Raw genomic sequence first — 23,549 nt, forward strand, 5'->3', positions numbered from 1 at the left:
GCAAGGGCACCGTGCGCCAGCGCGGTTCATTTGTCAGGCCCTCGGCGACCTTCGCCGCCTACTCGTCCCGACCCTCGAGCATGGTGCGGCGCAGCATCACGTAGACCGCGCCGGTGCCGCCGTGCCTGGGCTGGCAGGAGGTGAAGCCCAGTACTTGCGGGTGCTGACGCAGCCAGGTGTTCACGTGGCTCTTGATCAGGGGGCGCTTGCCGTCCAGGCGGGCGGCCTTGCCGTGGGTGACACGCACGCAGCGCACCTCGAAACGGGTGGCCTCGGCAATGAAGTCCCAGAGGGTCTCCCGGGCTTTTTCGACGGTCATGCCATGCAGGTCGAGGCTGCCGTCGAAGCCGATCTGGCCCTGCTTGAGCTTGCGCATCTGGCTTTCCTGGACACCGTCCCGGGCCCAGTGAAGTTCGTCCTCGGCGCCCACGTCGATGACGAACTGGTCGGACAGTCCGTCCACCTTCGTTTCGGTCTGGGCCACCGTGGCGTTCTGCCGGAGGCTGCTGAGCTGTTTCAGGTCGGTCTTCGGCTTGCCGGTATCCGCGCGGTCGTGGCGGATCCGCTTCACGCCGCGCATCTGCTCGGCGAACAGGGAAAAGTCGTCGTCGTTGTCGTGCATGGGGCCTCCGCGAGGGGCGACGATTCTACCCGAAGCCAGATACCGGGGTCAGTTGCGTTTCTTCATCAGGTGAGGGGACATGCTCAGATCGTTGCGACGCAGGGCGCGCCGACGGCTGAATCGCCAGGCGAGGATGCCGACCCAGAGAAACAGCAAGCCGAAGAGCAGCAGGACGATGGCGGCACCGGTGCTGTCATTGAGGGCGCCGAGGGCCGGGGGGCGGCCGAGCAGGGTGGCGGCGCCCGCCATGGCCAGCAGTACGCCGAAGCCCGCGATCAGCGCGGCCAGGGCCGCCGCGAATCGCCAGCGCCAACTGCCTCGGCGCCTGGGGCGCAATCGGCGGGGATCGAAATCATTGGATAACTTCATCCGGACGTCCTCTTGCTTGATCGGGGTATGACCGGCGCCTGCTGGCGGTGGTTCCGGCCATCCCCATCGGATGTCGCGGCTTTCGTCGGCGCGACTAGAAGAGCGCCTTGGCCTGGGGGACCACGCTGGCGAAGTTGTCGGCCAGGGCGATCACTTCGACGCGGTGCATTTCATCGGCGCTGATGACGCCGCCATCCAGGGTGGGCAGGTCGCGGGTCGCGCAAGCCGCGCTCACCAGCGTGCAGCGATAACCATAGTCTTTGGCGGCGCGTACGGTGGTGCTGATGCTGGAGTGGGTCATGAAGCCGCAGACGATCAGGTCCAGGTGGCCGATAGCCTGCAGGCGGTCGTGCAGGTCGGTGCCGGCGAAGGCGTTGGGCAGGCGTTTCTCCACCAGGATCTCGCCGGGCAGCGGGGCGGCTTCGGGCAGGTGCTGGCCGCGGTCGCCACGGGGGTCGAAGATGCCGCCGGGAACGCCCAGGTGCTTCACGTGGACGATGGGGCGACCCATGGTGCGGGCTGCGGCGAGCAGGCTGGCGATTTCCGCCAGGGCTTCGTCCAGGCCGGGCAGGGCGAGGACGCCGCTGCGGTACTCTTCCTGGGCGTCGATGATCACCAGGGTGGCATTGTTCAGGCTGGCCGGTGGATAGCCGCGACCGCTGAGCTGGAACATGGATTTCGGGGAGGACATGCGAATCTCCAGGTACGACTTGGCCACTATTGTCCGCCCTGCGAAGGAATAAGTGAACCATGGACGGCTGCCGAGTTGCCGCTATTCGCCCGCAACCCACCGCGCCGGGGCGATCTTGCGTCCCCGTCACGGCGGGTTCCGCGAGTCTGGGAGCGGGCTGCCCCCGTTGTGTGTCGGTGCTAGAATCTCCGGCCCGCTTTCCGAGGTAACCGCCGTGTCCGAATCCCGCCTCCGCACCCTGCGCGACCATATCCGTTGGGCCGTCAGCCGTTTCCATGCCGAGAACCTGTTCTTCGGCCACGGCACCGACAACGCCTGGGATGAGGCCCGCCAGCTGGTGCTGGGTGCCCTCCACCTGCCCTACGAGATTGCCGACAGCTACCTGGATTGCCGGCTGGAGGACGACGAAGCGGCGCATCTGCGTGAGCTGCTGCGTCGACGCATCGAGGAGCGTGTGCCGGTGGCCTACCTGCTGGGCGAGGCCTGGTTCTGCGGCCTGCCCTTCGTGGTGGACGAGCGCGTGCTGGTGCCGCGCTCGCCCATCGCCGAACTGATCCAGCAACAGTTCTCGCCCTGGCTGCCCCAGGACCCGGCGCGCATCCTCGACCTGTGTACCGGCTCGGGTTGCATCGGCATCGCCTGCGCCCATGCGTTCCCCACGGCCGAGGTGGTGCTGGGCGATCTGTCCTTCGAGGCGCTGGAGGTGGCGAATCTGAACATCGAGCGCCACGGCCTGGAAGAGCGTGTCTACACCGTCCAGGGCGATGGCTTCGATGGCCTGTCGGGGCAGCGTTTCGACCTGATAGTGTCCAATCCACCCTATGTGGATGCCGAGGACTTCGCCGACATGCCGGCGGAGTACCAGCATGAACCTGAACTCGGGCTGGCCTGTGGCGACGATGGCCTGGACCTGGTCCGGCGGATGCTGGCCGAAGCGGCCGATCACCTGACCGAGAAGGGGCTGCTGATTGTCGAGGTGGGCAACAGCCAGGTCCATGTGGAGGCGCTCTATCCGGAGGTGGACTTCCTCTGGCTGGACTTCGAGCACGGCGGCCACGGCGTGTTCATGCTCAGCGCCAAGCAGTGCAGGGAGCATCAGGCGTTGTTCCGCTCGCGGGTTCCTGCCTGACCCTTCGGGCTCAGTGGGTGGTGATCCAGATCAGCAAGCCCGCCTGGAATACGGCGAAGACCACCAGGCAGGCGATGGTGAAGCGCAGGCTGCTGTCATCCCGCTTGTAGGCGGCGATCCGCTCTTCCAGCTTGCGGATCTCCACCTCCTGCCGCGCCAGGTTCTGGTCGGCCTGTTCCAGCATGGCCGCGGCGTCCTTGAGGCTCACCAACTGCACCTTTTCCCGGTGCCAGTCCCCATGGAGTTCGCTGACCCGGCCGGCGCCGTAACGGCCCTTGAGCTGCAGGTTGTCCAGGTAGGTGATCTCGAAGCCCTGGGCCTTGAGCGCATGGTCGCGACGCAGGCGCGCCTCGTTGTCCATGGCGTCCCTGGTGGGCAGGGCGCCCCCTTCGACCTGGTAGTGGGCCCAGCGCTGCCTGGCCCAGGCGATGCCCTGGCCCAGCAGGAAGCGCCCCAGCCCGCGGTTCGCCGGCTCCAGCTGCAGCCCGCCATCCGGTCCGAAGCGCACTTCCTTGCTACGGTGGTCGGCCCAGACCTCCAGCAGATTCTGTTCCCTGCGTACCTTTTGGCCCGGCAGGCCGATGGAAAGGCGCAGCAGGCTCTGCTCCTTGCTGTGGCGCTCCACCCGTCCCAGCTCGACGAAGCGCAGCGGGCGCGCGCCGGTGTGGCGGTCGATGGGCAGGGGCGCGAGGCGCAGCAGCTCGAAATGCTCGGGCGCCAGCTCGGTCCAGGGATGGGGCTGGGGCGCGGCGTCCTGCTCGACGCTCGGCCGTTCGGCTGGGCTTTCAGACATCGATGAGTACCTTGTGGGGCCTGTCTAAGCCCTTATCGGTCGATTTCCGCATTTCTGGAGTCCGTCAGGTTGCGGATGAAGGCCAGGATGCGCTCGCCCAGTTCACGAGCCAGGGGTAGATGCGGATTGGCGTAGGACGCCAGTTGCTGCCGCCTGTCCTGGGGCACGATGCGCAGTACATGGTTCATGCCCGGGATGATCGCCAGCTCGGCATGGGGGCTCGCGGCCTTGAGTCGCTCGGCATCGGCTACCGCGACCTGGATGTCGTGGCTGCCCTGGAGCACCAGGATGGGGAGGCTCAACCGGCCATAGACCTGGGCCGGGTCCTGGCGGAACAGTGAGATCAGGTAGGGCTGGACGCTCGGGCGGAACAGCAGCTCCAGCGCCTTGGGCACGTCGTCCACCGGCCGGCCCGCCTTGAGGCTGGCGAGGATGCGTTCGCTTTCGGCCAGCAAGGGAGGCGGCAGGCGGTCCTGCAGTTGCTCGCGGAGCAGTTCGTCGATGGGTCTCGCGCTGCCCGCGATGCTCACCAGGGCGTCGGCGCCTGCGGGTTGCGCGGCCAGGCCGGCGATGAGGGAGCCCTCGCTATGGCCAATCAGGATCAGCTGGGAGAAGCGCGGGTCCTGTTTCAGGCGGCGACCCCAGGCCGCGGCATCCGCAGCGTAGCCCTCGAGGCTCAGGTGGCGCTCGTCAGGGCCGGCCGCATGGCTGGCGGCGATGCCGCGCTTGTCGTAGCGCACGCTGGCGATGCCATTGCGTGCCAGCAGCTCGGCGAGCTTCCTGAGGCTGTCGTTGCGCCCGGCCATGGGGTTGTTGCCGTCGCGGTCGGTGGGGCCGGAACCGGCGATGATCAGTGCCACCGGTACCGCTTCCCCGGTCTTGGGACGCAGCAGGGTGCCCTGGAGCAGGCCGGTACCGGTGTCCAGTTCTATCGGGCGTTGCAGAACCGCCTGGGGGGCGGCCATGGCCTGGCCGGCCAGTGCGAGAAAGACGAGCAGGAGTGCGCGGAGCATGCAGGGGAACCATTCCTTGGGGAGGAGGTTGGACAGGCCATCCGCCCCGTGGTTCTGAGGGGTGAACTGGGGCAGGGCCACGGGTATACTCCTCGGCCTTCGAATCGAGGTCCATTTCTGCGGAGCACTGTGCATGTCCGGCAATACCTACGGCAAGCTGTTCACCGTCACCACCGCTGGCGAAAGCCATGGTCCGGCGCTGGTCGCCATCGTCGACGGCTGCCCGCCGGGGCTGGAGATTTCCCTGGAGGACCTGCAGCGAGACCTCGATCGCCGCAAACCGGGTACCAGCCGCCACACCACCCAGCGCCAGGAAGCGGATGAGGTCGAGATCCTCTCCGGCGTCTTCGAGGGGCGCACCACCGGTTGCTCCATCGGCCTGCTGATCCGCAACACCGACCAGAAGTCCAAGGACTACTCGGCCATCAAGGACCTGTTCCGCCCGGCCCATGCCGACTACAGCTACCACCACAAGTACGGAATCCGCGACTACCGTGGCGGTGGCCGTTCGTCCGCCCGGGAAACCGCCATGCGCGTGGCCGCCGGGGCCATCGCCAAGAAGTTCCTGGCGACCCAGGGCATCAGCGTACGCGGCTACATGAGTCAGCTCGGTCCCATCGAGATCCCCTTCAAGACCTGGGACTCGGTGGAGCAGAACGCCTTCTTCAGCCCGGACCCGGACAAGGTGCCGGAGCTGGAGGCCTACATGGACCAGCTGCGTCGTGACCAGGACTCGGTGGGCGCGAAGATCACCGTGGTCGCCGAAGGCGTGCCGCCGGGCCTGGGCGAGCCCATCTTCGATCGCCTGGACGCCGAGCTGGCCCACGCGCTGATGAGCATTAACGCGGTGAAGGGGGTGGAGATCGGCGCGGGCTTCGACAGTGTCGCCCAGCGCGGTACCGAGCACCGTGACGAGATGACCCCGGAAGGCTTCCTCAGCAACAATGCCGGCGGCATCCTCGGCGGTATCTCCTCCGGCCAGCCGATCGTCGCCAACCTGGCCCTCAAGCCCACCTCCAGCATCACCACCCCCGGTCGCTCCATCGATGTGGACGGCAACCCGGTGGAGGTGATCACCAAGGGGCGTCATGACCCCTGCGTAGGCATCCGCGCCACCCCCATCGCCGAAGCCATGATGGCCATCGTGCTGATGGACCACCTGCTGCGTCATCGTGCCCAGAACGCCGGCGTACAGGTGGCGACCCCGGTGCTCCGGCAGCTGTGACGGGCGGCGCGAACGCGCTGCCCTACTGGCGGCTGTCCAGCTTCTACCTCTTCTACTTTTCCCTGCTGGGCGCCACGGCGCCCTTTCTGGGTCTCTACTTCGCGCACCTCGGATTCTCCAGCGCCCGCATCGGCGAGCTGCTGGCCATTCCCATGCTGATGCGCTGCGTGGCGCCGAATCTCTGGGGCTGGCTGGGGGATCGCAGCGGACGGCGGCTGGAGATCGTGCGCCTGGGGGCCTTCTGCACCCTGGTGACCTTTTCCCTGATCTTCGTCAGCCACAGCTACGCCTGGCTGGCGCTGATCATGGCCCTGCACGCCTTCTTCTGGCACGCGGTGCTGCCCCAGTTCGAGGTGATCACCCTGGCCCACCTGCGTGACCAGGCGGCGCGCTACAGCCAGGTGAGGCTCTGGGGCTCCATCGGCTTCATCCTCACGGTGATCGGCCTCGGCAAGCTGTTCGAGCTGTTCAGCCTGGACAGCTACCCCTGGGCGCTGGTGCTGATCATGGGCGGCATCGTCCTCAGCAGCTTCTGGGTCCCCAACGCCGCGCCGCAGTCGCGCGCGGGCCAGGGCGGGGAGGGCGGTTTCCTCGCCCAGCTGCGCCAGCCCGGCGTGCTGGCCTTCTACGGCTGTGTCGGACTGATGCAGCTGTCCCACGGGCCCTACTACAGCTTCCAGACCATCTACCTGGAGAGCCTCGGCTATTCCCGCAGCCTGATCGGCCAGCTCTGGGCCCTGGGCGTGGTGGCCGAGGTGCTGCTGTTCCTCGTCATGGCCAGTATCCTCGCGCGCTTCCCGGTGCGGACGGTGCTGCTGGCCAGCTTCCTGGTCGCCGCGCTGCGCTGGCTGCTGCTGGGCAGCTTCGCCGACCAGTTGCCGGTGCTGCTGTTCGCGCAAGTGCTGCATGCCTTCACCTTCGGCAGCTTTCACGCAGCCGCCATCCATTTCGTGCAACGTCGGTTCGGGGCCGGCCAGCAGGGCCAGGGCCAGGCGCTCTACGCCGCCTTGGCCGGCATCGGCGGCGCCCTTGGCGCGCTCTACTCAGGCTACACCTGGAGCAGCCTGGGGCCGCTCTGGACCTACGTCATCGCCAGTCTCGCGGCCACCGCCGCAGCCGTTATCATTGCCATCCGATTGCAGGAGGAGCGGGCATGAATCGCCAACAACTCGCCCAGGACATCATCGACGCCGGACGCTTCCTCTATGGGCGCGGCTGGTCCCCGGCCACCAGCAGCAACTATTCCACCCGGCTCGCCGCCGACCAGGCGCTGCTCACCGTGTCCGGCAAGCACAAGGGCCAACTGGGTCCGGACGACGTGCTGGCCACCGACCTGGACGGCAACAGCCTCGAGCCCGGCAAGAAGCCTTCGGCGGAAACCCTGCTGCACACCCAGCTCTACCGCTGGAAGCCGGAGATTGGCGCGGTGCTGCATACCCACTCGGTGAATGCCACCGTGCTGTCGCGACTGACGCTGGCCGACTCCCTGGTGTTCGCCGATTACGAGCTGCAGAAAGCCTTCAGCGGCATCAGCACCCACGAGTCCCAGGTGCTGGTGCCGATCTTCGACAACGACCAGGACATCGCCCGCCTGGCAGCCCGGGTGCAGCCCTGGCTGGACGAGCATCCCGATTGCGTGGGTTACCTGATCCGCGGCCACGGTCTCTATACTTGGGGGCCGCGCATGAGCGACGCCCTGCGCCAGGTCGAAGCCTTCGAGTTCCTCTTCGAGTGCGAGCTGAAGACCCTGGCCATCACCCGGCGCTGACGCTGCCTTCCCGAGAAGGCGCCTGACTGAACGCGGTGCCGTCCGACCCGCCCAAGTGCCGGGCGGACGCCCCAAAAGGAGCAAACCCATGAGCAGCCTGACCGTCTACCACGAATCCAGCCCCGACCTGCCGAGCAAGGTGCTGACCCATGTGGAGGACATCGCCTCCACCCTCGCCGAGGTCGGCGTGCGCTTCGAGCGCTGGGAGGCCTCGGCGCCCATCGCGCCCGGTGCCAGCCAGGATGAGGTGATCGCCGCCTACCGTCCCCAGATCGACCGCCTGATGCAGGAGCAGGGCTACGTCACCGTCGACGTGGTCAGCCTGAACAGCGATCACCCGCAGAAGGCCGAACTGCGGGCCAAGTTCCTCGACGAGCATCGCCACGGCGAAGATGAGGTGCGTTTCTTCGTCGCCGGCCGCGGGCTGTTCACCCTGCATATCGACGAGCAGGTCTACGCCGTGCTCTGCGAGAAGAATGACCTGATCTCCGTGCCCGCCGGCACCCGCCACTGGTTCGACATGGGCGAGCACCCGCACTTCGTGGCGATCCGCCTGTTCAACAACCCGGAAGGCTGGGTCGCCCAGTTCACCGGCGACGCCATCGCCAAGCGCTTCCCGCAGCTGGAAGACTGACCCCGGCTGCTGCAGGAGCGAGCGTGCTCGCGAACCGTACCCGCGAATTCGCCAGCAAGCGGGCTCCTGCGACGGCAGTACCCGATTTATCTGGAGTTCCCCATGCCCATCAAAGCCATCCTCACCGACATCGAAGGCACCACCAGCGCGGTGAGCTTCGTCTTCGACGTCCTCTTCCCCTTCGCCGCCCGTCATCTGCCCGAGTTCGTCCTGGCCCGTGCCGACGAACCGGAGGTGGCCACCCAGCTGGATGCGGTGCGGCGGGACAGTGGCGAGCCCGACGCCAGCGTCCAGCGGGTGGTGGAGATCCTCCTCGGCTGGATCGCTGAAGACCGCAAGGCCACGCCGCTCAAGGCGTTGCAGGGCATGGTCTGGGAGCAGGGCTACCAGGCCGGACAACTCAAGGGGCACGTCTACCCGGACGCGGTGGAAGCCCTGCGCCGCTGGAAGCAGGAAGGGTACGACCTCTACGTCTACTCCTCCGGCTCCATCCAGGCGCAGAAGCTGATCTTCGGCTGTTCCGAGGCCGGCGACCTGTCGCCGCTGTTCTCCGGCTACTTCGACACCACTTCCGGGCCCAAGCGCGAGGCGGATTCCTACCGCCGCATCGCCAGCGCCATCGGCCGACCCGGGGAGGAGATCCTCTTCCTCTCCGATGTGGTGCAGGAGCTGGATGCGGCCCGCGAGGCCGGCCTGCAAACCGTTGGCCTGGCCCGGGAGGGCGGGGTGCTCGACGGCCACGAGACCGTCGCCAGCTTTGCGGTGATCGACCTGGCGCGCTTCTGAGTCACCCGGCGGAAGGCGGGGCGGAGCCGATCTATCCTTGAGGTGACTGCATCCACCCGGGAGCGTCCCCATGGGTCCCCGCCGCTGTGTTGTCGTTACCTGGCTCCGACCGGGGGCGTTCAGGGTTTACGGCGCCTGTTTCCTCGTCCTGCTGTTGACGGCGATGCTGGCCATGCCGGCGGTGGCCGACCAGCGGTCCGCCTGGCAGGCCCTGCGTGAGGGCAAGGCGTTCCTCCTGCTGCGCCATACCACCGCTCCGGGTGTCGGCGATCCCGAAGGTTTTCGTCTGGGGGATTGCAGCACCCAGCGCAACCTTGACGAGAAGGGCCGTCGGGAGGCGCGGCGTTGGGGCCGACTGCTCAAGGGGCGCGACGTGGAGCAGCCCCGGCTCTACAGCAGCAACTGGTGCCGCGCCCAGGACACCGCCCAGGAAATGGGCTTGGGCGCGGTGGAAACCCTGTCCGCGCTGGACTCGTTCTTCAGCGATCCGGACAGCCAGGCGGCCCAGACCGTCGAGTTGCGCAAGGCCATCGAGAAGGTGCCGAAGGACCGTCCGGTGGTGATGGTCAGCCACCAGGTGAACATCAAGGCGCTGACCGGATTCTCGCCCAGGAGCGGGGAGGGGATGATCATCGCGCTGCCCCTGGACGACCCGCCGAAGGTGCTGGCGCGCATCGCCCAACCCTGACGCCTTTCAGATCAGCAGCAGCTGGTCCTGTTCCGGTTGCAGCCGCAGGCCTTCCAGTTTGAGTAGCAGGGCCTTGCGCGAAAGGCCACCGGCATAACCGGTAAGGCTGCCGTCGCGGCCGATCACCCGGTGGCAGGGGATGATGATCGAGATCGGGTTGGCGCCATTGGCGGTGCCTACGGCGCGGATCGACCTCGGGCGACCGATGCGCTCGGCCAGCTCGCCGTAGCTGATGGTCCGGCCGTAGGGGATGTCCTGCAGGGCCTGCCAGACCGCTTGCTGGAAGGGGGTGCCGTGCGGGGCCAGGCGCAGCTCGAAACGCTTCAGGCGCCCGGCGAAGTAGCGGTCCAGTTGGCGGCAGGCGTCATCCAGCTGGCGGTCCGCCGGTCGCCAGCCTTCCCTGGGTTGCCAGTGTTCGGAGTTGTCCATGTGCAGCATCCGCAGGCCGGACTCGTCGCCGGCCAGCAGCAGGGGGCCGGTGGGGCTTTCGTGATAGCGGAAATACATCATCCATTCTCCAGGGCGTAGCTCTGCCAGAGGTAGACGGCTGCGTAGGCGCGCCAGGGGCGCCAGCGTTCGGCGTGGCCGGCCAGCGCCCTGGCGCTGATGCCGTCCGGCCCCCAGAGCGGTGATTTGAGCAGGCCGAGGTCGGCGGTGGGAAAGGCGTCCGGTTCGCCGAATGCGCGCAGGGCGATGTATTCGGCGGTCCAGCGGCCGATGCCGGGGAGGGCGCAGAGCCGCTCCACCAGGGCGTCGACCCCCGCCTCCAGGTTCAGCTCCAGCTCCTGGTCGGCCACTGCGGCGGCGAAGCGACGCAGGGTGTCGACACGCCTGCCGGGCATGCCGATGCCGGGCAATGGGTCGTCGGCGATGGCGCGGGCGGTCGGGAACAGGCGCAGGGGCCCGCCTTCGGGGGCATCCTCCAAGGGGGTACCCAGGCGCTCCACCAGGCGCCCGGCGATGGTCACGGCCGCCTTGACCGTCACTTGCTGGCCAATGATGGTGCGCACGCCCTGCTCGAAGGGATCGAAGGCCACGGGTAGGCGCAGGCCCGGATAGCGATCGATGAGGTCTTTCAGCAGCGGGTCCCGGCCCAGGTGCCGGGCGATGGCGATAGGGTCGCTGTCCAGGTCGAACATGCGGCGGACGCGTGGGACGAGCCGCGATTCCAGCCCCCGTGCGGAGGCGCTGAGCTCCAACTCCAGGAAGCCCGATGCCGGGCGCAGGCGGAACCAGCCGGAACGGCCGGCAAGGCGGAAGCTGCGGGAGTAGCTGCCGTCGTCCAGGCACTCGACGCCGGGCAGCCGCCGCAAGGCGAAATGTTGCTGGAACTGCTGCCAGCTCCAGGGCTCCAAATAGTCAAGGCGCATGGGCTCGTTGGGCTCGCGGGATTCAAAGGGAGCGTTGGCTGTCAGGGTGTGACGATAGTCTCCTGCTATGGCGCCGTCTTTGCGAAACCGACTTTCAAATTCCGCCTGCTGCGGTTCGACCTGACATGCAAGCCATCGTAGAATGCGCGCCTTTTCATGGGGCGGAAGCACCGTCCGCTAATACAGCCAGCAGGGGAGACTACCCATGAGCGATTACCAGGAAACTCTCTACGACGGCTATGGCCAGCGCTTCCGCATGGACAAGCTGCTTCACGAAGTGCGTACCGAGCACCAGCATCTGGTGATCTTCGAGAACGCCCGCATGGGCCGCGTGATGGCCCTGGATGGTGTGATCCAGACCACCGAGGCGGACGAGTTCATCTACCACGAAATGCTGACCCACGTGCCGATCCTCGCCCATGGCGCGGTGAGAAGCGTGCTGATCATCGGCGGTGGCGACGGCGGCATGCTGCGGGAAGTGCGCAAGCACCGGGACATCGAGCGCATCACCATGGTGGAGATCGACGGCACCGTGGTCGACATGTGCAAGGAGTACCTGCCGAACCATTCCAAGGGCGCCTATGAAGACCCGCGCCTGAACCTGGTGATCGACGACGGCATGCGTTTCGTCGCCACCACCGAGGAGAAGTTCGACGTCATCATCTCCGACTCCACCGACCCCATCGGTCCTGGCGAGGTGCTGTTCTCCGAGAACTTCTACCAGGCCTGCCGCCGCTGCCTGAACGATGGTGGCGTGCTGGTGACCCAGAACGGCACGCCCTTCATGCAACTGGGCGAGGTGCAGACCACCGCCAGCCGCATGAACGGCCTGTTCGCCGACTGGCACTTCTACCAGGCGGCGGTGCCCACCTACATCGGCGGCGCCATGACCTTCGCCTGGGGCGCCACCGACCCCGAGCTGCGCAAGCTGCCGCTGGAGACCCTGCGCCAGCGCTTCGCCGGCAGTGGCATCGTCACCCGCTACTACAACCCCGAGATCCACCAGGGCGCCTTCGCGCTGCCGCAGTACGTGCTGCACGCGGTGAACAAGCCGAGCAACGACTGAGGTCGTGCGGGTACATGAAGAAGGGGCCGCAAGGCCCCTTTTTTGTAGAGCGACGAAGCTACGCCGGGCCTCGCAGCCTGATGCTTCCCTCTCCCCCCGCCTCTCTCCCAAAGCTAGAGGGGGATTCGCACGGGAGGGCGAAACGGAAACCCGCCGCCCACGCGGAAATGAACTGGGCTACCGAAGCCCAAACCACGAAGCACAAAAAAGCCCGGCACTTGGCCGGGCTTTTTCAACGCAGGGCGCGATCAGATCTCCGCCGGCCTCACATGGCCGAACAGCTCCTGGGAGAAGCGCACGCGCTCTTCCGGAGACTCCTGGATGCCCTTGGCCTTCAGCTCCTCGAGGCGGGCCTCGACGGCGTGGGCGCGATGGGTCAGGCCACAGTCGTTGGCGATCTGGATATTCAGGCCGGGGCGGGCGTTGAGTTCCAGGATCAGCGGGCCCTTGTCCACGTCCAGCACCATGTCGACGCCGATGTAGCCCAGGCCGCAGAGCTCGTAGCAGCCGGCCGCCAGCTTCATGAAGCCGTCCCAGTTGGGCAGCTGCACGCCGTCCACCGCGTTGGTGGTGTCCGGGTGCTTGGCGATCTTGTTGTTCAGCCAGGTGCCGCGCAGGGTGATGCCGGTGGCGAGGTCGACGCCCACGCCGATGGCGCCCTGGTGCAGGTTGGCCTTGCCGCTGGACTGGCGGGTGGGCAGGCGCAGCATGGCCATCACCGGGTAGCCCATCAGCACGATGATGCGGATGTCGGGCACGCCTTCGTAGCTGATGCTCTTGAAGATCGGGTCCGGCGTGACGCGGTACTCGATCAGCGCACGGTCGCGGTGTCCGCCGAGGGAGTAGAGGCCGGTGAGGATCGAGGAGATCTGATGCTCGATCTCCTCGTGGCTGATGATCTTGCCGGAGACGGTCTTGTAGCGGCCTTCGAAGCGGTCGGCGATCACCAGGATGCCGTCGCCGCCGGCGCCCTGCGCCGGCTTGATCACGAAGTCGTTGCGCTCGCCGATGATCTCGTCGAGCTTGTCGATCTCCTTCTCGGTGGAAATGATCCCGTACATCTCGGGTACGTGGATCCCCGCCTCGATGGCGCGCTGCTTGGTGATGATCTTGTCGTCGACGATCGGGTACAGGTGCCGCTTGTTGTACTTCAGCACGTAGTCCGCGTTTCGCCGGTTGATGCCCATGATGCCTTTGGCTTCAAGGGCTTTCCAGGTCTTGATCAGGCCGAACATGGGCTCAGTCCTTCACGAAGGCTTTGAAGCGGAACAGTTCGGTCAGGCGGTAGCCGCGGTAGCGACCCATCGCCAGCATGAAGCCCACCATGATCAGCAGCACGGCCGGGAAGGTGAAGATGAAGTAGGTCAGCTCCGGAATGGTCATCAGCAGGTGTGCCAGGGTAGCCGCGATCAGGGTGCCGATCGCCACCTTGAAGGCATGGCCGCCGCCGCGCTCTTCCCAGGTGATGGACAGGCGCTCGATGGTCATGGTCAGGATCACCATGGGGAACAGGGCCACGGACAGGCCGCGCTCCAGGCCGAGCTTGTGGCTCAGCAGGCTGATGACCGCGATCAGCACCACGACGAAGGTGAGCACCACCGACAGGCGCGGCAGCATCTGCAGCTTCAGGTGCTCGAGGTACGAGCGCAGCGACAGGCCAAGCGCCGTGATGATGGTGAAGAGCACGATGCCGAAGCCCAACTGGGTCTCGCGGAAGGCCAGGGCGATCAGCACCGGGGTGAAGGTGCCGAGGGTCTGCAGGCCGCCGAGGTTGCGCAGGATCAGGATCACCAGCACGCCGATGGGGATCATGATCATGATCTGGTAGGTCTGCTGGGTCTGCAGCGGCAGGCCGTAGAGCGAGTACTCGAGGAAGTCGGCGTCGGTGTTCTCGTCGGTCAGCTTGGCGAGGCGGATGGCGTTCATCTCGCTGTTGTTCATGCTGAAGGTCACCTGGGCCTTCTTGCCGCCGTCGACGGTGATCAGCGGTTCGTCACCGGTCCACCAGATCAGGCGGTCGCTGGGCAGGCCCTGCTCGCCGGACTCGGGGTTGAAGTACAGCCAGTTCTCGCCGTTGAAGCTGCGCAGCCAGAGTTCGGGGCTCTGGGCCTGCTCGCTCACCAGGCGGATGGTGTGCACGCGCTCCATGGGCACGTGGGCGATGGACAGCAGCAGTTCGATCACCCGGGCCTTGTTGGGCGTGCTCGGGTCGCCGGACAGCAGCAGCTTGACGTTGTCATCGTTGAGGTTGTTGACCCGCTTGATGGTCTCGCTGATGAAGGTCTCGACGTCGGCCGAGTGCTGGCGGATGGGGGCCAGCAGGGCTTCGGCGGCGATCTTCTCCGGGCCCTCGACCGGGATGCTGTCGCGGAAGATCGGCCCCTTGTCCTTGGGCTTCTCGCCGCTGTAGCGCTTGGTCAGCACCAGGCGGTAATAGAGGGTCTGGTTGCCGCTGGCGCGACGGGCGGACCAGGTCACCTTGCGGTTGCCGTCCGCGCGATTGATGCTCACGCCGTAGTTGTTGGAGATGAAGCTCTCGTTGAGGCTGACGTAGTCCCGGTTCAGCGGCGGCACGAACATCTGCACCTTGATCGGGTCACGCGGGCTGGCCTGGAACTCGACCTTGGCGTCGATGTTCCAGAGGTCGTCGGTTTCATCCTCGGTGATCGGGATGCCCTGGATGAAGATCTGGTAGGCCGTTATCAGAATGCCCAGGCTCACCAACAGGGTGATCAGGACTTTCAGATGCAGGGTAAGAGAGCGCATGTGGGTTACTCGTCAGAGTTTGCGTCGGTGGTGCAAGCCGGTTTACCGGCTGCGTATTTAAGGCTCGGGTCGATCTGTGCGTCGAAGCGCTTGAGCGCCTCGGAGCCGATCAGAAGCGGGTATTGGAATGCACTGCGGTCCGTGAGGTTCACTTCAATTTGTCGCAGGGCCCTGCCCATGCACACCTCGAGTTCGATTACCGGGCGTGCAGTGTAGGTCTTGCCTTCCTCGGGATTGAAGTCGCCGGCGCGCCGCTTGATCTTGCTGATGCGCGCCAGGGGACGTTCGATCGGGTGTTCGTGGGCGTCGTCGATGGCCAGGTAGAAGCGTACCCAGGTTTCCCCATCCTTCTTGAAACGTTTGATATCGCGGGCGCTGAGGGAAGCGGTCTTGGCGCCGGTGTCGAGCTTGGCGGCGACTTCGAGGTCGAGGTCCTTCAGCCGGGCGTACTCGTTGAGGCCGTAGACGGTCTTCTCGTTGGCAAGGCCCAGGCCGGGAAGGGCGAGCAGGCAGGCAATCGGGGCGAAGGGCTTGAGTGTCATAAGTCCTTTGGGCGTAACGCGGTCATCGGTCCAGGAGCCCGGCCCACGGCCTTCGTGGCGGCGGCGCCTGGTCTGGGAGTCTAGCAGGCAAGTCAGTGGCGCCCAGACTGGCGCTGGCGGCGCGCATTCTAACACGCGGATTTTCCGGCGTGACAGCCACCCCTGGCGTCGGGCGGAGGTGGACGCATACGGCCGGCTAACCGGGTTAATCGATGGATTGTCGACAATTCATCGCTTCGTGTTTGACATTGCTGAGGCTTGAGGGGTAGTTTTGCGTCACTCGCATTGAAATGTGTCGACAATCATGTTGGATATCACCGAAAGCCCCGTGGTCGATCAGCTGGACTCGGAGACCCTCGCCGAAACCGTCTTCCGGCGCATCCAGGCGGCCATCGTCCGGGGCGATATCGCGCCGGGCAGCAAGATTTCCGAACCTGAGCTGGCGCGAACCTACGGCATCAGCCGAGGACCGCTGCGGGAGGCGATCCATCGCCTCGAGGGTCAGCGCCTGCTGGTGCGGGTGCCCCATGTCGGCGCGCGGGTGGTGTCGCTGAGTGCGACTGAGCTGATCGAGTTGTACGAGATCCGCGAATCCCTCGAAGGCATGGCCTGCCGCCTGGCGGCCGAGCGCATGACCCAATCGGACATCGATGAGTTGCGCCGGGTGCTGGATACCCATGAGCGCGACGAGGCCTTCCAGGCCGGCCGTGGCTACTACCAGCAGGAAGGCGACTTCGACTTCCACTACCGGATCATCCAGGGCAGCGGCAACCAGACCCTGACCAAGATGCTGTGCGGCGAGCTGTACCAGCTGGTGCGCATGTATCGCCTGCAGTTTTCCTCGGTGCCGAACCGGCCTCGCCAGGCCTTCAACGAGCACCACCGGATTCTCGACGCCATCGCCGACCGAGACGGCGAACTGGCCGAGTTGCTGATGCGCCGTCACATCGGTGCTTCCAAGCGCAATATCGAGCGCCACTACCAGGATGCGCTCGCCAACCCGTCCAAGACACGAGGTGATTCATGACCCAGCTTTCCGCCGGCCAGCGTTTCCGCCAGGCCCTCGCCGAAGAAAAACCGCTGCAGGTGATCGGTGCCATCAACGCCAACCACGCGCTGCTGGCCAAGCGCGCGGGCTTCCGCGCCATCTACCTGTCCGGCGGCGGCGTGGCGGCGGGCTCCCTCGGCCTGCCGGATCTCGGCATCAACACCCTGGACGACGTGCTGACCGATGTGCGTCGCATCACCGATGTCTGCGACCTGCCGCTGCTGGTGGACATCGACACCGGCTTCGGCCCCAGTGCCTTCAATATCGAACGCACCGTGAAGAGCCTGATCAAGGCCGGCGCCGCCGCCGCCCATATCGAGGATCAGGTGGGCGCCAAGCGCTGCGGCCACCGTCCGGGCAAGGAAATCGTGTCCTGCGAAGAGATGGTGGATCGCGTGCGTGCGGCCGCCGATGCCAAGACCGATCCGGACTTCTTCCTGATCGCTCGCACCGACGCCATCCAGGCCGAAGGCGTGGATGCCGCCATCGAGCGCTGCCAGCGCTACGTGGAGGCCGGTGCCGACGGCATCTTCGCCGAGGCCGCCTATGACCTGCCCACCTACCAGCGCTTCGTCGAGGCGCTGAACGTACCGATCCTGGCCAACATCACCGAATTCGGCGCCACGCCGTTGTTCACCCGCGATGAGCTGGCCTCCGTCGGCGTGGCCATCCAGCTCTACCCGCTGTCGGCCTTCCGCGCCGCGAACAAGGCGGCTGAGGCGGTCTACACCGCGATCCGCCAGGAGGGGCACCAGAAGAATGTCATCGAGTTGATGCAGACTCGCGCCGAACTCTATGACCGTATCGGCTACCACGCCTTCGAGCAGAAGCTCGATGCGCTGTTCGCCGCCAGCAAGAAGTGATCGGGACGCGGGCTGGATGGCCCGCGCACAACAAGAAATTCATCCGACCGGATCAGATGAGGACAATGCGATGAGCACCACCGAAACCACCGCCCAGGGCTTCAAGCCGAAGAAATCCGTGGCCCTGTCCGGCACCGCCGCCGGCAACACCGCCCTCTGCACCGTAGGCCGCAGCGGTAACGACCTTCACTACCGTGGCTATGACATCCTCGATGTCGCCACCACCTGCGAGTTCGAGGAAATCGCTCACCTGCTGGTGCACGGCAAGCTGCCCAATGTCGCCGAGCTGGCGGGCTACAAGGCCAAGCTGAAGGCCCTGCGCGGCCTGCCCGCCGGCGTCAAGGCGGTCCTGGAACAGCTGCCGCCCTCGGCCCACCCGATGGACGTGATGCGCACCGCCGTGTCGGTGCTGGGTTGCCTGGCGCCCGAGAAGGATGACCACAACCACCCGGGCGCCCGTGACATCGCCGACAAGCTGATGGCCTCCCTGGGTTCCGCGCTCCTCTATTGGTATCACTACAGCCACAACGGCAAGCGCATCGAAGTGGAGACCGACGACGATTCCATCGGCGGTCACTTCCTGCACCTGCTGCACGGTGAGAAACCGCGCGAATCCTGGGTGCGCGCCATGCACACCTCGCTGATCCTCTACGCCGAGCACGAATTCAACGCCTCGACCTTCACCTCCCGGGTGATCGCCGGCACCGGTTCGGACATGCACTCCTGCATCGCCGGCGCCATCGGCGCCCTGCGCGGTCCCAAGCACGGCGGTGCCAACGAAGTGGCCTTCGAGGTGCAGAAGCGCTACGACAGCCCGGATGAGGCCGAAGCCGACATCCGCGCCCGGGTCGAGAAGAAGGAAGTGATCATCGGCTTCGGCCACCCGGTCTACACCGTGTCCGATCCGCGCAACAAGGTGATCAAGGAAGTCGCCCGCGAGCTGTCCGCCGAGCAGGGCAACACCAAGATGTTCGACATCGCCGAGCGTCTGGAAAGCACCATGTGGGAAATCAAGAAGATGTTCCCCAACCTCGATTGGTTCAGCGCCGTCAGCTACCACATGATGGGCGTACCCACCGCCATGTTCACCCCGCTGTTCGTGATCGCCCGCACCTCGGGCTGGTCCAGCCATGTCATCGAGCAGCGCATCGACGGCAAGATCATTCGCCCGAGCGCCAACTACGTCGGTCCCGAGGACCTGAAGTTCGTGCCGCTCAAGGATCGTAAATAAGATGAACAGCCAATACCGTGAACGCCTGCCAGGCACCGACCTGGACTACTACAACGCGCCGGCGGCGGTGGATGCCATCAAGCCCGGCGCCTGGGCCGGGCTGCCCTACACCAGTCGCGTGCTGGCCGAGCAGTTGGTGCGCCGCTGCGACCCGGAAAGCCTGACCGCCTCCCTGGAGCAGCTGATCTACCGTAAGCGCGACCTGGACTTTCCCTGGTACCCGGCGCGCGTGGTCTGCCACGACATCCTCGGCCAGACCGCGCTGGTGGACCTGGCCGGCCTGCGCGACGCCATCGCGGAGAAGGGCGGGGACCCGTCCAAGGTCAACCCGGTGGTCCCGACCCAGTTGATCGTCGATCACTCCCTGGCGGTGGAATACGCGGGCTTCGACCCGGACGCCTTCGAGAAGAACCGGGCCGTTGAAGAGCGCCGCAACGAGGATCGCTTCCACTTCATCGAGTGGACCAAGACCGCCTTCAAGAACGTCGACGTGATCCCGGCCGGCAACGGCATCATGCACCAGATCAACCTGGAGAAAATGAGCCCGGTGATCCAGGCGCGCGGCGGCGTGGCCTTCCCCGACACCTGCGTCGGCACCGATAGCCACACACCCCATGTCGACGCCCTGGGCGTGATCGCCATTGGCGTCGGCGGCCTGGAAGCGGAGACCGTGATGCTGGGTCGCGCGTCCATGATGCGCCTGCCCGATATCGTCGGCGTCCGCCTCTCCGGCAAGCGCCAGCCCGGCATCACCGCCACCGACATCGTCCTGGCCCTGACCGAGTTCCTGCGCAAGGAGCGGGTGGTGGGCGCCTACGTCGAGTTCTTCGGCGAAGGGGCGGACAGCCTGTCCATCGGCGACCGCGCCACCATCTCCAACATGTGCCCGGAATACGGCGCCACCGCGGCGATGTTCTACATCGACCAGCAGACCCTCGACTACCTGAAGCTGACCGGTCGCGAGCCGGAGCAGGTGGCCCTGGTGGAGCAGTACGCCAAGACCCTCGGCCTCTGGAGCAGCGCGCTGGTCACCGCCGAGTACGAGCGGGTGCTGGAGTTCGACCTGTCCACCGTGGTGCGTAACATGGCCGGCCCGAGCAACCCGCACCGCCGCCTGCCCACCTCGGCCCTGGCCGAGCGCGGCATCGCCGACGAAGCCAAGCTGGAGGCCGGAAAGGGCGAGGAGGCCGAAGGGCTGATGCCCGATGGCGCGGTGATCATCGCCGCCATCACCAGTTGCACCAACACCTCCAACCCACGCAACGTGGTCGCCGCCGGGCTGGTGGCGAAGAAGGCCAATGCCCTGGGCCTGGTGCGCAAGCCCTGGGTGAAGACGTCCTTCGCCCCCGGTTCCAAGGTGGCCAAGCTGTACCTGGAGGAGTCCGGGCTGCTGCCGGAGCTGGAGAAGCTCGGCTTCGGCATCGTCGGCTACGCCTGCACCACCTGCAATGGCATGTCCGGCGCGCTGGACCCGGCGATCCAGCAGGAGATCATCGATCGCGACCTGTACGCCACCGCCGTCCTGTCGGGTAACCGCAACTTCGATGGCCGTATCCACCCCTATGCCAAGCAGGCCTTTCTGGCTTCGCCGCCGCTGGTGGTGGCCTACGCCATCGCCGGTACCGTGCGCTTCGATATCGAGCAGGACGTGCTGGGCCACGACGCGGCCGGAAACCCCGTCACCCTGAAGGACCTGTGGCCGAGCGATGAGGAGATCGACGCCATCGTCGCCGCCGCCGTGAAGCCGGAGCAGTTCAAGCAGGTGTACATCCCGATGTTCGACCTGGGGGCGGTCAAGGAGGCGGAAAGCCCGCTGTACGACTGGCGTCCGATGTCCACCTACATCCGTCGTCCGCCTTACTGGGAAGGCGCCCTGGCCGGCGAGCGGACCCTCAAGGGCATGCGCCCGCTGGCGGTGTTGCCGGACAACATCACCACTGACCACCTGTCGCCGTCCAACGCCATCCTGGCCAGCTCCGCCGCCGGCGAGTACCTGGCGAAGATGGGCTTGCCGGAAGAGGACTTCAACTCCTACGCCACTCACCGTGGCGACCACCTGACCGCGCAGCGCGCCACTTTCGCCAACCCGCAACTGGTGAACGAGATGGCCGTGGTGAACGGCGAGGTGAAGAAGGGGTCCCTGGCGCGCGTCGAGCCGGACGGCAAGGTGATGCGCATGTGGGAAGCCATCGAGACCTACATGGAGCGCAAGCAGCCGCTGATCATCATCGCCGGCGCTGACTACGGTCAGGGCTCGTCCCGCGACTGGGCGGCCAAGGGCGTGCGCCTGGCGGGTGTCGAGGCCATCGTCGCCGAGGGCTTCGAGCGCATCCACCGCACCAACCTGATCGGCATGGGCGTGCTGCCCCTGGAGTTCAAGCCGGGCACCACCCGCAAGACCCTGGGCATCGACGGCACCGAAACCTTCGACGTGATCGGCGAGCGCAAGCCGCGCGCGGACCTCACTCTGGTGATCCGCCGCACCAATGGCGAGTCCCTCAAGGTGCCCGTGACCTGCCGTCTGGATACCGCCGAGGAGGTGTCCATCTACGAGGCGGGTGGCGTGTTGCAACGCTTCGCCCAGGACTTCCTGGAAGCGTCCGCGGTATAGAAATCTAGGTTGGCGTTGAGCGAAGCGATACCCGGCATCCGTGCGCCGCTCAGGTATCGCTCCGCTCAACCCGTCCTACGGTGGTCACCAGATCATTCAGGATCGCAATCCATGTCCCACGTACCCCAAGTCAGAATCCCCGCCACCTACATTCGTGGCGGCACCAGCAAGGGCGTGTTCTTCCGTCTGCAGGACCTTCCCGAGCGCTGCCAGGTGCCGGGCGAGGCCCGCGACCGCCTGTTCATGCGGGTGATCGGCAGCCCGGACCCTTACGCCGCGCACATCGACGGCATGGGCGGCGCCACGTCGTCCACCTCCAAGTGCGTGATCCTCTCGAAGAGCAGCCAGCCCGACCACGATGTGGACTACCTTTACGGCCAGGTCTCCATCGACAGGGCCTTCGTCGACTGGAGCGGCAACTGCGGCAACCTCTCCACCGCCGCAGGCGCCTTCGCACTCCATGCGGGGTTGGTGGACCCGGCGCGCATTCCGGAGAACGGCACCTGCGTAGTGCGTATCTGGCAGGCCAATATCCAGAAGACCATCATCGCCCATGTGCCCGTCACCAACGGTCAGGTGCAGGAGACCGGCGACTTCGAGCTGGATGGGGTGACCTTCCCGGCCGCCGAGATCGTGCTTGAGTTCCTGGATCCCTCGGATGACGGGGATGAGGGCGGCTCCATGTTCCCCACCGGCAACCTGGTGGATGACCTCGAGGTTCCCGGGGTCGGCACCTTCAAGGCCACGCTGATCACCGCCGGCATTCCCACGGTGTTCGTCGAGGCCGAGGCCATCGGCTACACCGGCACCGAGCTGCGTGAAGCCATCAACGGTGACCCCGAAGCCCTGGCGCGGTTCGAGAAGATCCGGGTGGCCGGCGCCTTGCGCATGGGGTTGATCAAGTCGCCGGAAGAGGCGGTCACCCGACAACACACGCCGAAGGTCGCCTTCGTGGCGCCACCCAGGGATTACCAGGCCTCCAGCGGCAGGCAGGTGAAGGCGAGCGATGTGGATCTGCTGGTGCGGGCACTGTCCATGGGCAAGCTGCACCACGCGATGATGGGCACGGCGGCGGTGGCCATCGGCACCGCGGCGGCCATTCCCGGCACCCTGGTGAACCTCGCGGCCGGTGGTGGCGAGCGTAACGCGGTGCGCTTCGGGCACCCTTCGGGCACCCTGCGCGTGGGCGCTGAAGCTCGCCAGGTGGATGGGCAGTGGCAGGTCACCAAGGCGATCATGAGCCGCAGTGCGCGGATCCTGATGGAAGGCTGGGTGCGGGTGCCGGGCGATTCGTTCTGAGTCGGTGAAGGTGTTGGAGGCTGAACGCTGGAGAATGTCCGGCGTTCAGCCTTCCAGCTACTTGAGCCTTCTTTCCACGCCCTTCTCCACGAGGATCTTCGCCGAGATCTCTTCCACGGAGAAATGGGTGGAGTTGATGTAGGTGATGTTCTCGCGGCGGAACAGGTTTTCCACTTCGCGGACTTCGAACTCGCACTGGGCGTAGCTGGCGTAGCGGCTGTTGGGCTTGCGCTCGTTACGGATGGCGGTGAGCCGGTCGGGGTCGATGGTCAGGCCGAACAGCTTGTCCTTGTACTTCTTGAGGGCGCTGGGAAGCTGCAGGCGCTCCATGTCCTCTTCGGTCAGGGGGTAGTTGGCGGCCCGGATCCCGTACTGCATGGCCATGTAGAGGCAGGTGGGCGTCTTGCCGCAGCGCGACACGCCGACGAGGATCAGGTCGGCCTTGTCGTAGTAGTGGGTGCGGGCGCCGTCGTCGTTGTCCAGGGCGAAGTTCACCGCCTCGATCCGCTCCATGTAGTTGGAGTTGTGGCCGATGGAGTGCGACTTGCCGACGGAGTAGGACGAGTGCGACGTCAGTTCCTGTTCCAGGGGCGACAGGAAGGTGGAGAAGATGTCGATCATGAAGCCGTTGGAGGTGGCCAGGACGTCGCGGATTTCCTGGTTCACGATGGTGTCGAAGATGATCGGCCGAACCCCGTCCACCTCCGCAGCCCGGTCGATTTGCTGTACCATGGCGCGCGCTTTTTCGACACTGTCTATATAGGGACGCGTCAATTTGTTGAAGGTAATGGTCTCGAACTGCGCCAGAAGGCTCTGACCCAGGGTTTCCGCAGTGATGCCAGTACCGTCGGAAATGAAGAAAGCGGTTCGTTTCATTTGCGCCAAAGGCCTTAAGTCAGGATCGATTCTTGGCTATGATAGGCCGCGTTTTTCGCCGGGCCCGAGCTGGTCGGCATTGTGACGTATTTTTCTGGACCAAAGCCAGAACGCTGCGGAGTCGTTCCGCATGAGCTTTTCCAACAAATAGTGGAGAGA

At 65.9% G+C, this 23,549-nt stretch carries 24 protein-coding genes; 13 read left to right on the top strand and 11 right to left on the bottom strand.

The features are described from left to right. Nucleotides 1-58: 58 nt before the first annotated feature. From KF707C_RS09850 to KF707C_RS09860, 3 genes are all read right to left on the bottom strand, one after another. Entirely contained in the window at nucleotides 59-622 is a 564-nt protein-coding gene (locus KF707C_RS09850; protein WP_004422401.1) for a Smr/MutS family protein, read from the bottom strand. Between the two features lie 48 nt (nucleotides 623-670). Continuing rightward, nucleotides 671-991 (bottom strand): hypothetical protein, encoded by a 321-nt coding sequence (locus KF707C_RS09855; RefSeq protein WP_004422403.1) that lies wholly within the window; start codon nucleotides 989-991, stop codon nucleotides 671-673. Between the two features lie 94 nt (nucleotides 992-1,085). Further along, nucleotides 1,086-1,682 carry a cysteine hydrolase family protein gene (locus tag KF707C_RS09860; RefSeq protein ID WP_004422405.1) on the bottom strand — a complete coding sequence of 199 codons (597 nt, stop codon included), beginning with the start codon at nucleotides 1,680-1,682 and terminating at the stop codon, nucleotides 1,086-1,088. Nucleotides 1,683-1,896: 214 nt separating this feature from the next. Between KF707C_RS09860 and prmB the strand changes: the two genes are divergently transcribed. Then, nucleotides 1,897-2,811 carry a 50S ribosomal protein L3 N(5)-glutamine methyltransferase gene (gene prmB / locus KF707C_RS09865; protein WP_004422407.1) on the top strand — a complete coding sequence of 305 codons (915 nt, stop codon included), beginning with the start codon at nucleotides 1,897-1,899 and terminating at the stop codon, nucleotides 2,809-2,811. A 10-nt stretch (nucleotides 2,812-2,821) separates the two neighbouring features. Here the strand turns inward: prmB and KF707C_RS09870 are convergent, their stop codons facing one another. Both KF707C_RS09870 and KF707C_RS09875 read right to left on the bottom strand, forming a co-directional pair. Next, on the bottom strand, nucleotides 2,822-3,604 hold the full coding sequence (locus KF707C_RS09870) for a hypothetical protein (RefSeq protein WP_004422409.1): 783 nt from the start codon (nucleotides 3,602-3,604) through the stop codon (nucleotides 2,822-2,824). Between the two features lie 32 nt (nucleotides 3,605-3,636). After that, entirely contained in the window at nucleotides 3,637-4,617 is a 981-nt protein-coding gene (locus tag KF707C_RS09875) for an alpha/beta hydrolase (protein WP_036994241.1), read from the bottom strand. A 133-nt stretch (nucleotides 4,618-4,750) separates the two neighbouring features. Here KF707C_RS09875 and aroC point away from each other — a divergent pair, with 133 nt between their 5' ends. The 6 genes from aroC (at nucleotide 4,751) to KF707C_RS09905 (ending at nucleotide 9,718) form a co-directional block, all read left to right on the top strand. Then, nucleotides 4,751-5,842: a chorismate synthase gene (gene aroC / locus KF707C_RS09880; protein WP_004422413.1), complete on the top strand. Its 1,092-nt coding sequence runs from the start codon at nucleotides 4,751-4,753 to the stop codon at nucleotides 5,840-5,842. Further along, nucleotides 5,839-6,999 (top strand): MFS transporter, encoded by a 1,161-nt coding sequence (locus KF707C_RS09885; RefSeq protein ID WP_004422415.1) that lies wholly within the window; start codon nucleotides 5,839-5,841, stop codon nucleotides 6,997-6,999. The genes aroC and KF707C_RS09885 overlap by 4 nt, the downstream gene beginning before the upstream one ends. Further along, the gene (locus KF707C_RS09890) at nucleotides 6,996-7,610 is read left to right on the top strand and encodes a methylthioribulose 1-phosphate dehydratase (protein ID WP_004422416.1); all 615 of its coding nucleotides are present in this window, start codon (nucleotides 6,996-6,998) and stop codon (nucleotides 7,608-7,610) included. The genes KF707C_RS09885 and KF707C_RS09890 overlap by 4 nt, the downstream gene beginning before the upstream one ends. Before the next feature lie 88 nt (nucleotides 7,611-7,698). After that, nucleotides 7,699-8,244, top strand: coding sequence for a 1,2-dihydroxy-3-keto-5-methylthiopentene dioxygenase (locus tag KF707C_RS09895; RefSeq protein WP_004422418.1), 546 nt, complete (start codon nucleotides 7,699-7,701; stop codon nucleotides 8,242-8,244). A gap of 102 nt (nucleotides 8,245-8,346) precedes the next feature. Beyond that, a complete protein-coding gene (mtnC, locus tag KF707C_RS09900) occupies nucleotides 8,347-9,030 on the top strand; it encodes an acireductone synthase (protein ID WP_004422420.1) in 684 nt (227 codons plus the stop codon). A gap of 163 nt (nucleotides 9,031-9,193) precedes the next feature. Further along, nucleotides 9,194-9,718 carry a histidine phosphatase family protein gene (locus KF707C_RS09905; protein WP_004422422.1) on the top strand — a complete coding sequence of 175 codons (525 nt, stop codon included), beginning with the start codon at nucleotides 9,194-9,196 and terminating at the stop codon, nucleotides 9,716-9,718. A 6-nt stretch (nucleotides 9,719-9,724) separates the two neighbouring features. Here KF707C_RS09905 and KF707C_RS09910 read toward each other — a convergent pair whose 3' ends face one another. Beyond that, nucleotides 9,725-10,225 (bottom strand): methylated-DNA--[protein]-cysteine S-methyltransferase, encoded by a 501-nt coding sequence (locus KF707C_RS09910; RefSeq protein ID WP_036994151.1) that lies wholly within the window; start codon nucleotides 10,223-10,225, stop codon nucleotides 9,725-9,727. Beyond that, nucleotides 10,225-11,088, bottom strand: a complete 864-nt coding sequence (locus KF707C_RS09915) for a DNA-3-methyladenine glycosylase family protein (RefSeq protein WP_004422425.1) — start codon at nucleotides 11,086-11,088, stop codon at nucleotides 10,225-10,227. The genes KF707C_RS09910 and KF707C_RS09915 overlap by 1 nt, the downstream gene beginning before the upstream one ends. 205 nt (nucleotides 11,089-11,293) lie before the next feature. On the opposite strand from KF707C_RS09915, the gene speE reads away from it, so the two are divergent. Further along, a complete protein-coding gene (speE, locus tag KF707C_RS09920) occupies nucleotides 11,294-12,154 on the top strand; it encodes a polyamine aminopropyltransferase (RefSeq protein ID WP_004422426.1) in 861 nt (286 codons plus the stop codon). 248 nt (nucleotides 12,155-12,402) lie between these two features. On the opposite strand, the gene KF707C_RS09925 is transcribed toward speE, so the two are convergent. From KF707C_RS09925 to rloA, 3 genes are read right to left on the bottom strand one after another with little or no spacing between them, the layout of a single operon-like run. Next, nucleotides 12,403-13,389 (bottom strand): alpha-L-glutamate ligase-like protein, encoded by a 987-nt coding sequence (locus KF707C_RS09925; RefSeq protein WP_004422429.1) that lies wholly within the window; start codon nucleotides 13,387-13,389, stop codon nucleotides 12,403-12,405. Between the two features lie 4 nt (nucleotides 13,390-13,393). Next, complete coding sequence (gene rloB / locus KF707C_RS09930) at nucleotides 13,394-14,920, bottom strand: osmotic stress tolerance membrane protein RloB (protein ID WP_004422431.1); 1,527 nt, start codon at nucleotides 14,918-14,920, stop codon at nucleotides 13,394-13,396. Nucleotides 14,921-14,925: 5 nt separating this feature from the next. Beyond that, entirely contained in the window at nucleotides 14,926-15,462 is a 537-nt protein-coding gene (rloA, locus tag KF707C_RS09935) for a retropepsin-like aspartic peptidase RloA (RefSeq protein ID WP_004422433.1), read from the bottom strand. A 304-nt stretch (nucleotides 15,463-15,766) separates the two neighbouring features. Here rloA and KF707C_RS09940 point away from each other — a divergent pair, with 304 nt between their 5' ends. The 5 genes from KF707C_RS09940 (at nucleotide 15,767) to prpF (ending at nucleotide 22,514) form a co-directional block, all read left to right on the top strand. After that, on the top strand, nucleotides 15,767-16,489 hold the full coding sequence (locus KF707C_RS09940; RefSeq protein ID WP_004422434.1) for a GntR family transcriptional regulator: 723 nt from the start codon (nucleotides 15,767-15,769) through the stop codon (nucleotides 16,487-16,489). Next, nucleotides 16,486-17,373, top strand: coding sequence for a methylisocitrate lyase (prpB, locus tag KF707C_RS09945; protein WP_004422435.1), 888 nt, complete (start codon nucleotides 16,486-16,488; stop codon nucleotides 17,371-17,373). Before KF707C_RS09940 ends, prpB begins: the two co-directional genes overlap by 4 nt. Nucleotides 17,374-17,443: 70 nt before the next feature. Continuing rightward, nucleotides 17,444-18,604, top strand: coding sequence for a bifunctional 2-methylcitrate synthase/citrate synthase (gene prpC, locus KF707C_RS09950; RefSeq protein ID WP_004422438.1), 1,161 nt, complete (start codon nucleotides 17,444-17,446; stop codon nucleotides 18,602-18,604). A 1-nt stretch (nucleotide 18,605) separates the two neighbouring features. Beyond that, nucleotides 18,606-21,215 carry a Fe/S-dependent 2-methylisocitrate dehydratase AcnD gene (acnD, locus tag KF707C_RS09955; RefSeq protein ID WP_004422440.1) on the top strand — a complete coding sequence of 870 codons (2,610 nt, stop codon included), beginning with the start codon at nucleotides 18,606-18,608 and terminating at the stop codon, nucleotides 21,213-21,215. A gap of 111 nt (nucleotides 21,216-21,326) precedes the next feature. Continuing rightward, nucleotides 21,327-22,514, top strand: coding sequence for a 2-methylaconitate cis-trans isomerase PrpF (gene prpF, locus KF707C_RS09960; protein WP_004422442.1), 1,188 nt, complete (start codon nucleotides 21,327-21,329; stop codon nucleotides 22,512-22,514). Between the two features lie 57 nt (nucleotides 22,515-22,571). Here the strand turns inward: prpF and ppsR are convergent, their stop codons facing one another. Further along, entirely contained in the window at nucleotides 22,572-23,390 is an 819-nt protein-coding gene (gene ppsR / locus KF707C_RS09965; protein ID WP_004422444.1) for a posphoenolpyruvate synthetase regulatory kinase/phosphorylase PpsR, read from the bottom strand. Nucleotides 23,391-23,549 lie beyond the last annotated feature (159 nt).

Origin of the sequence: Pseudomonas furukawaii (assembly GCF_002355475.1) — a bacterium.
Classification (GTDB): Bacteria; Pseudomonadota; Gammaproteobacteria; order Pseudomonadales; family Pseudomonadaceae; genus Metapseudomonas; species Metapseudomonas furukawaii.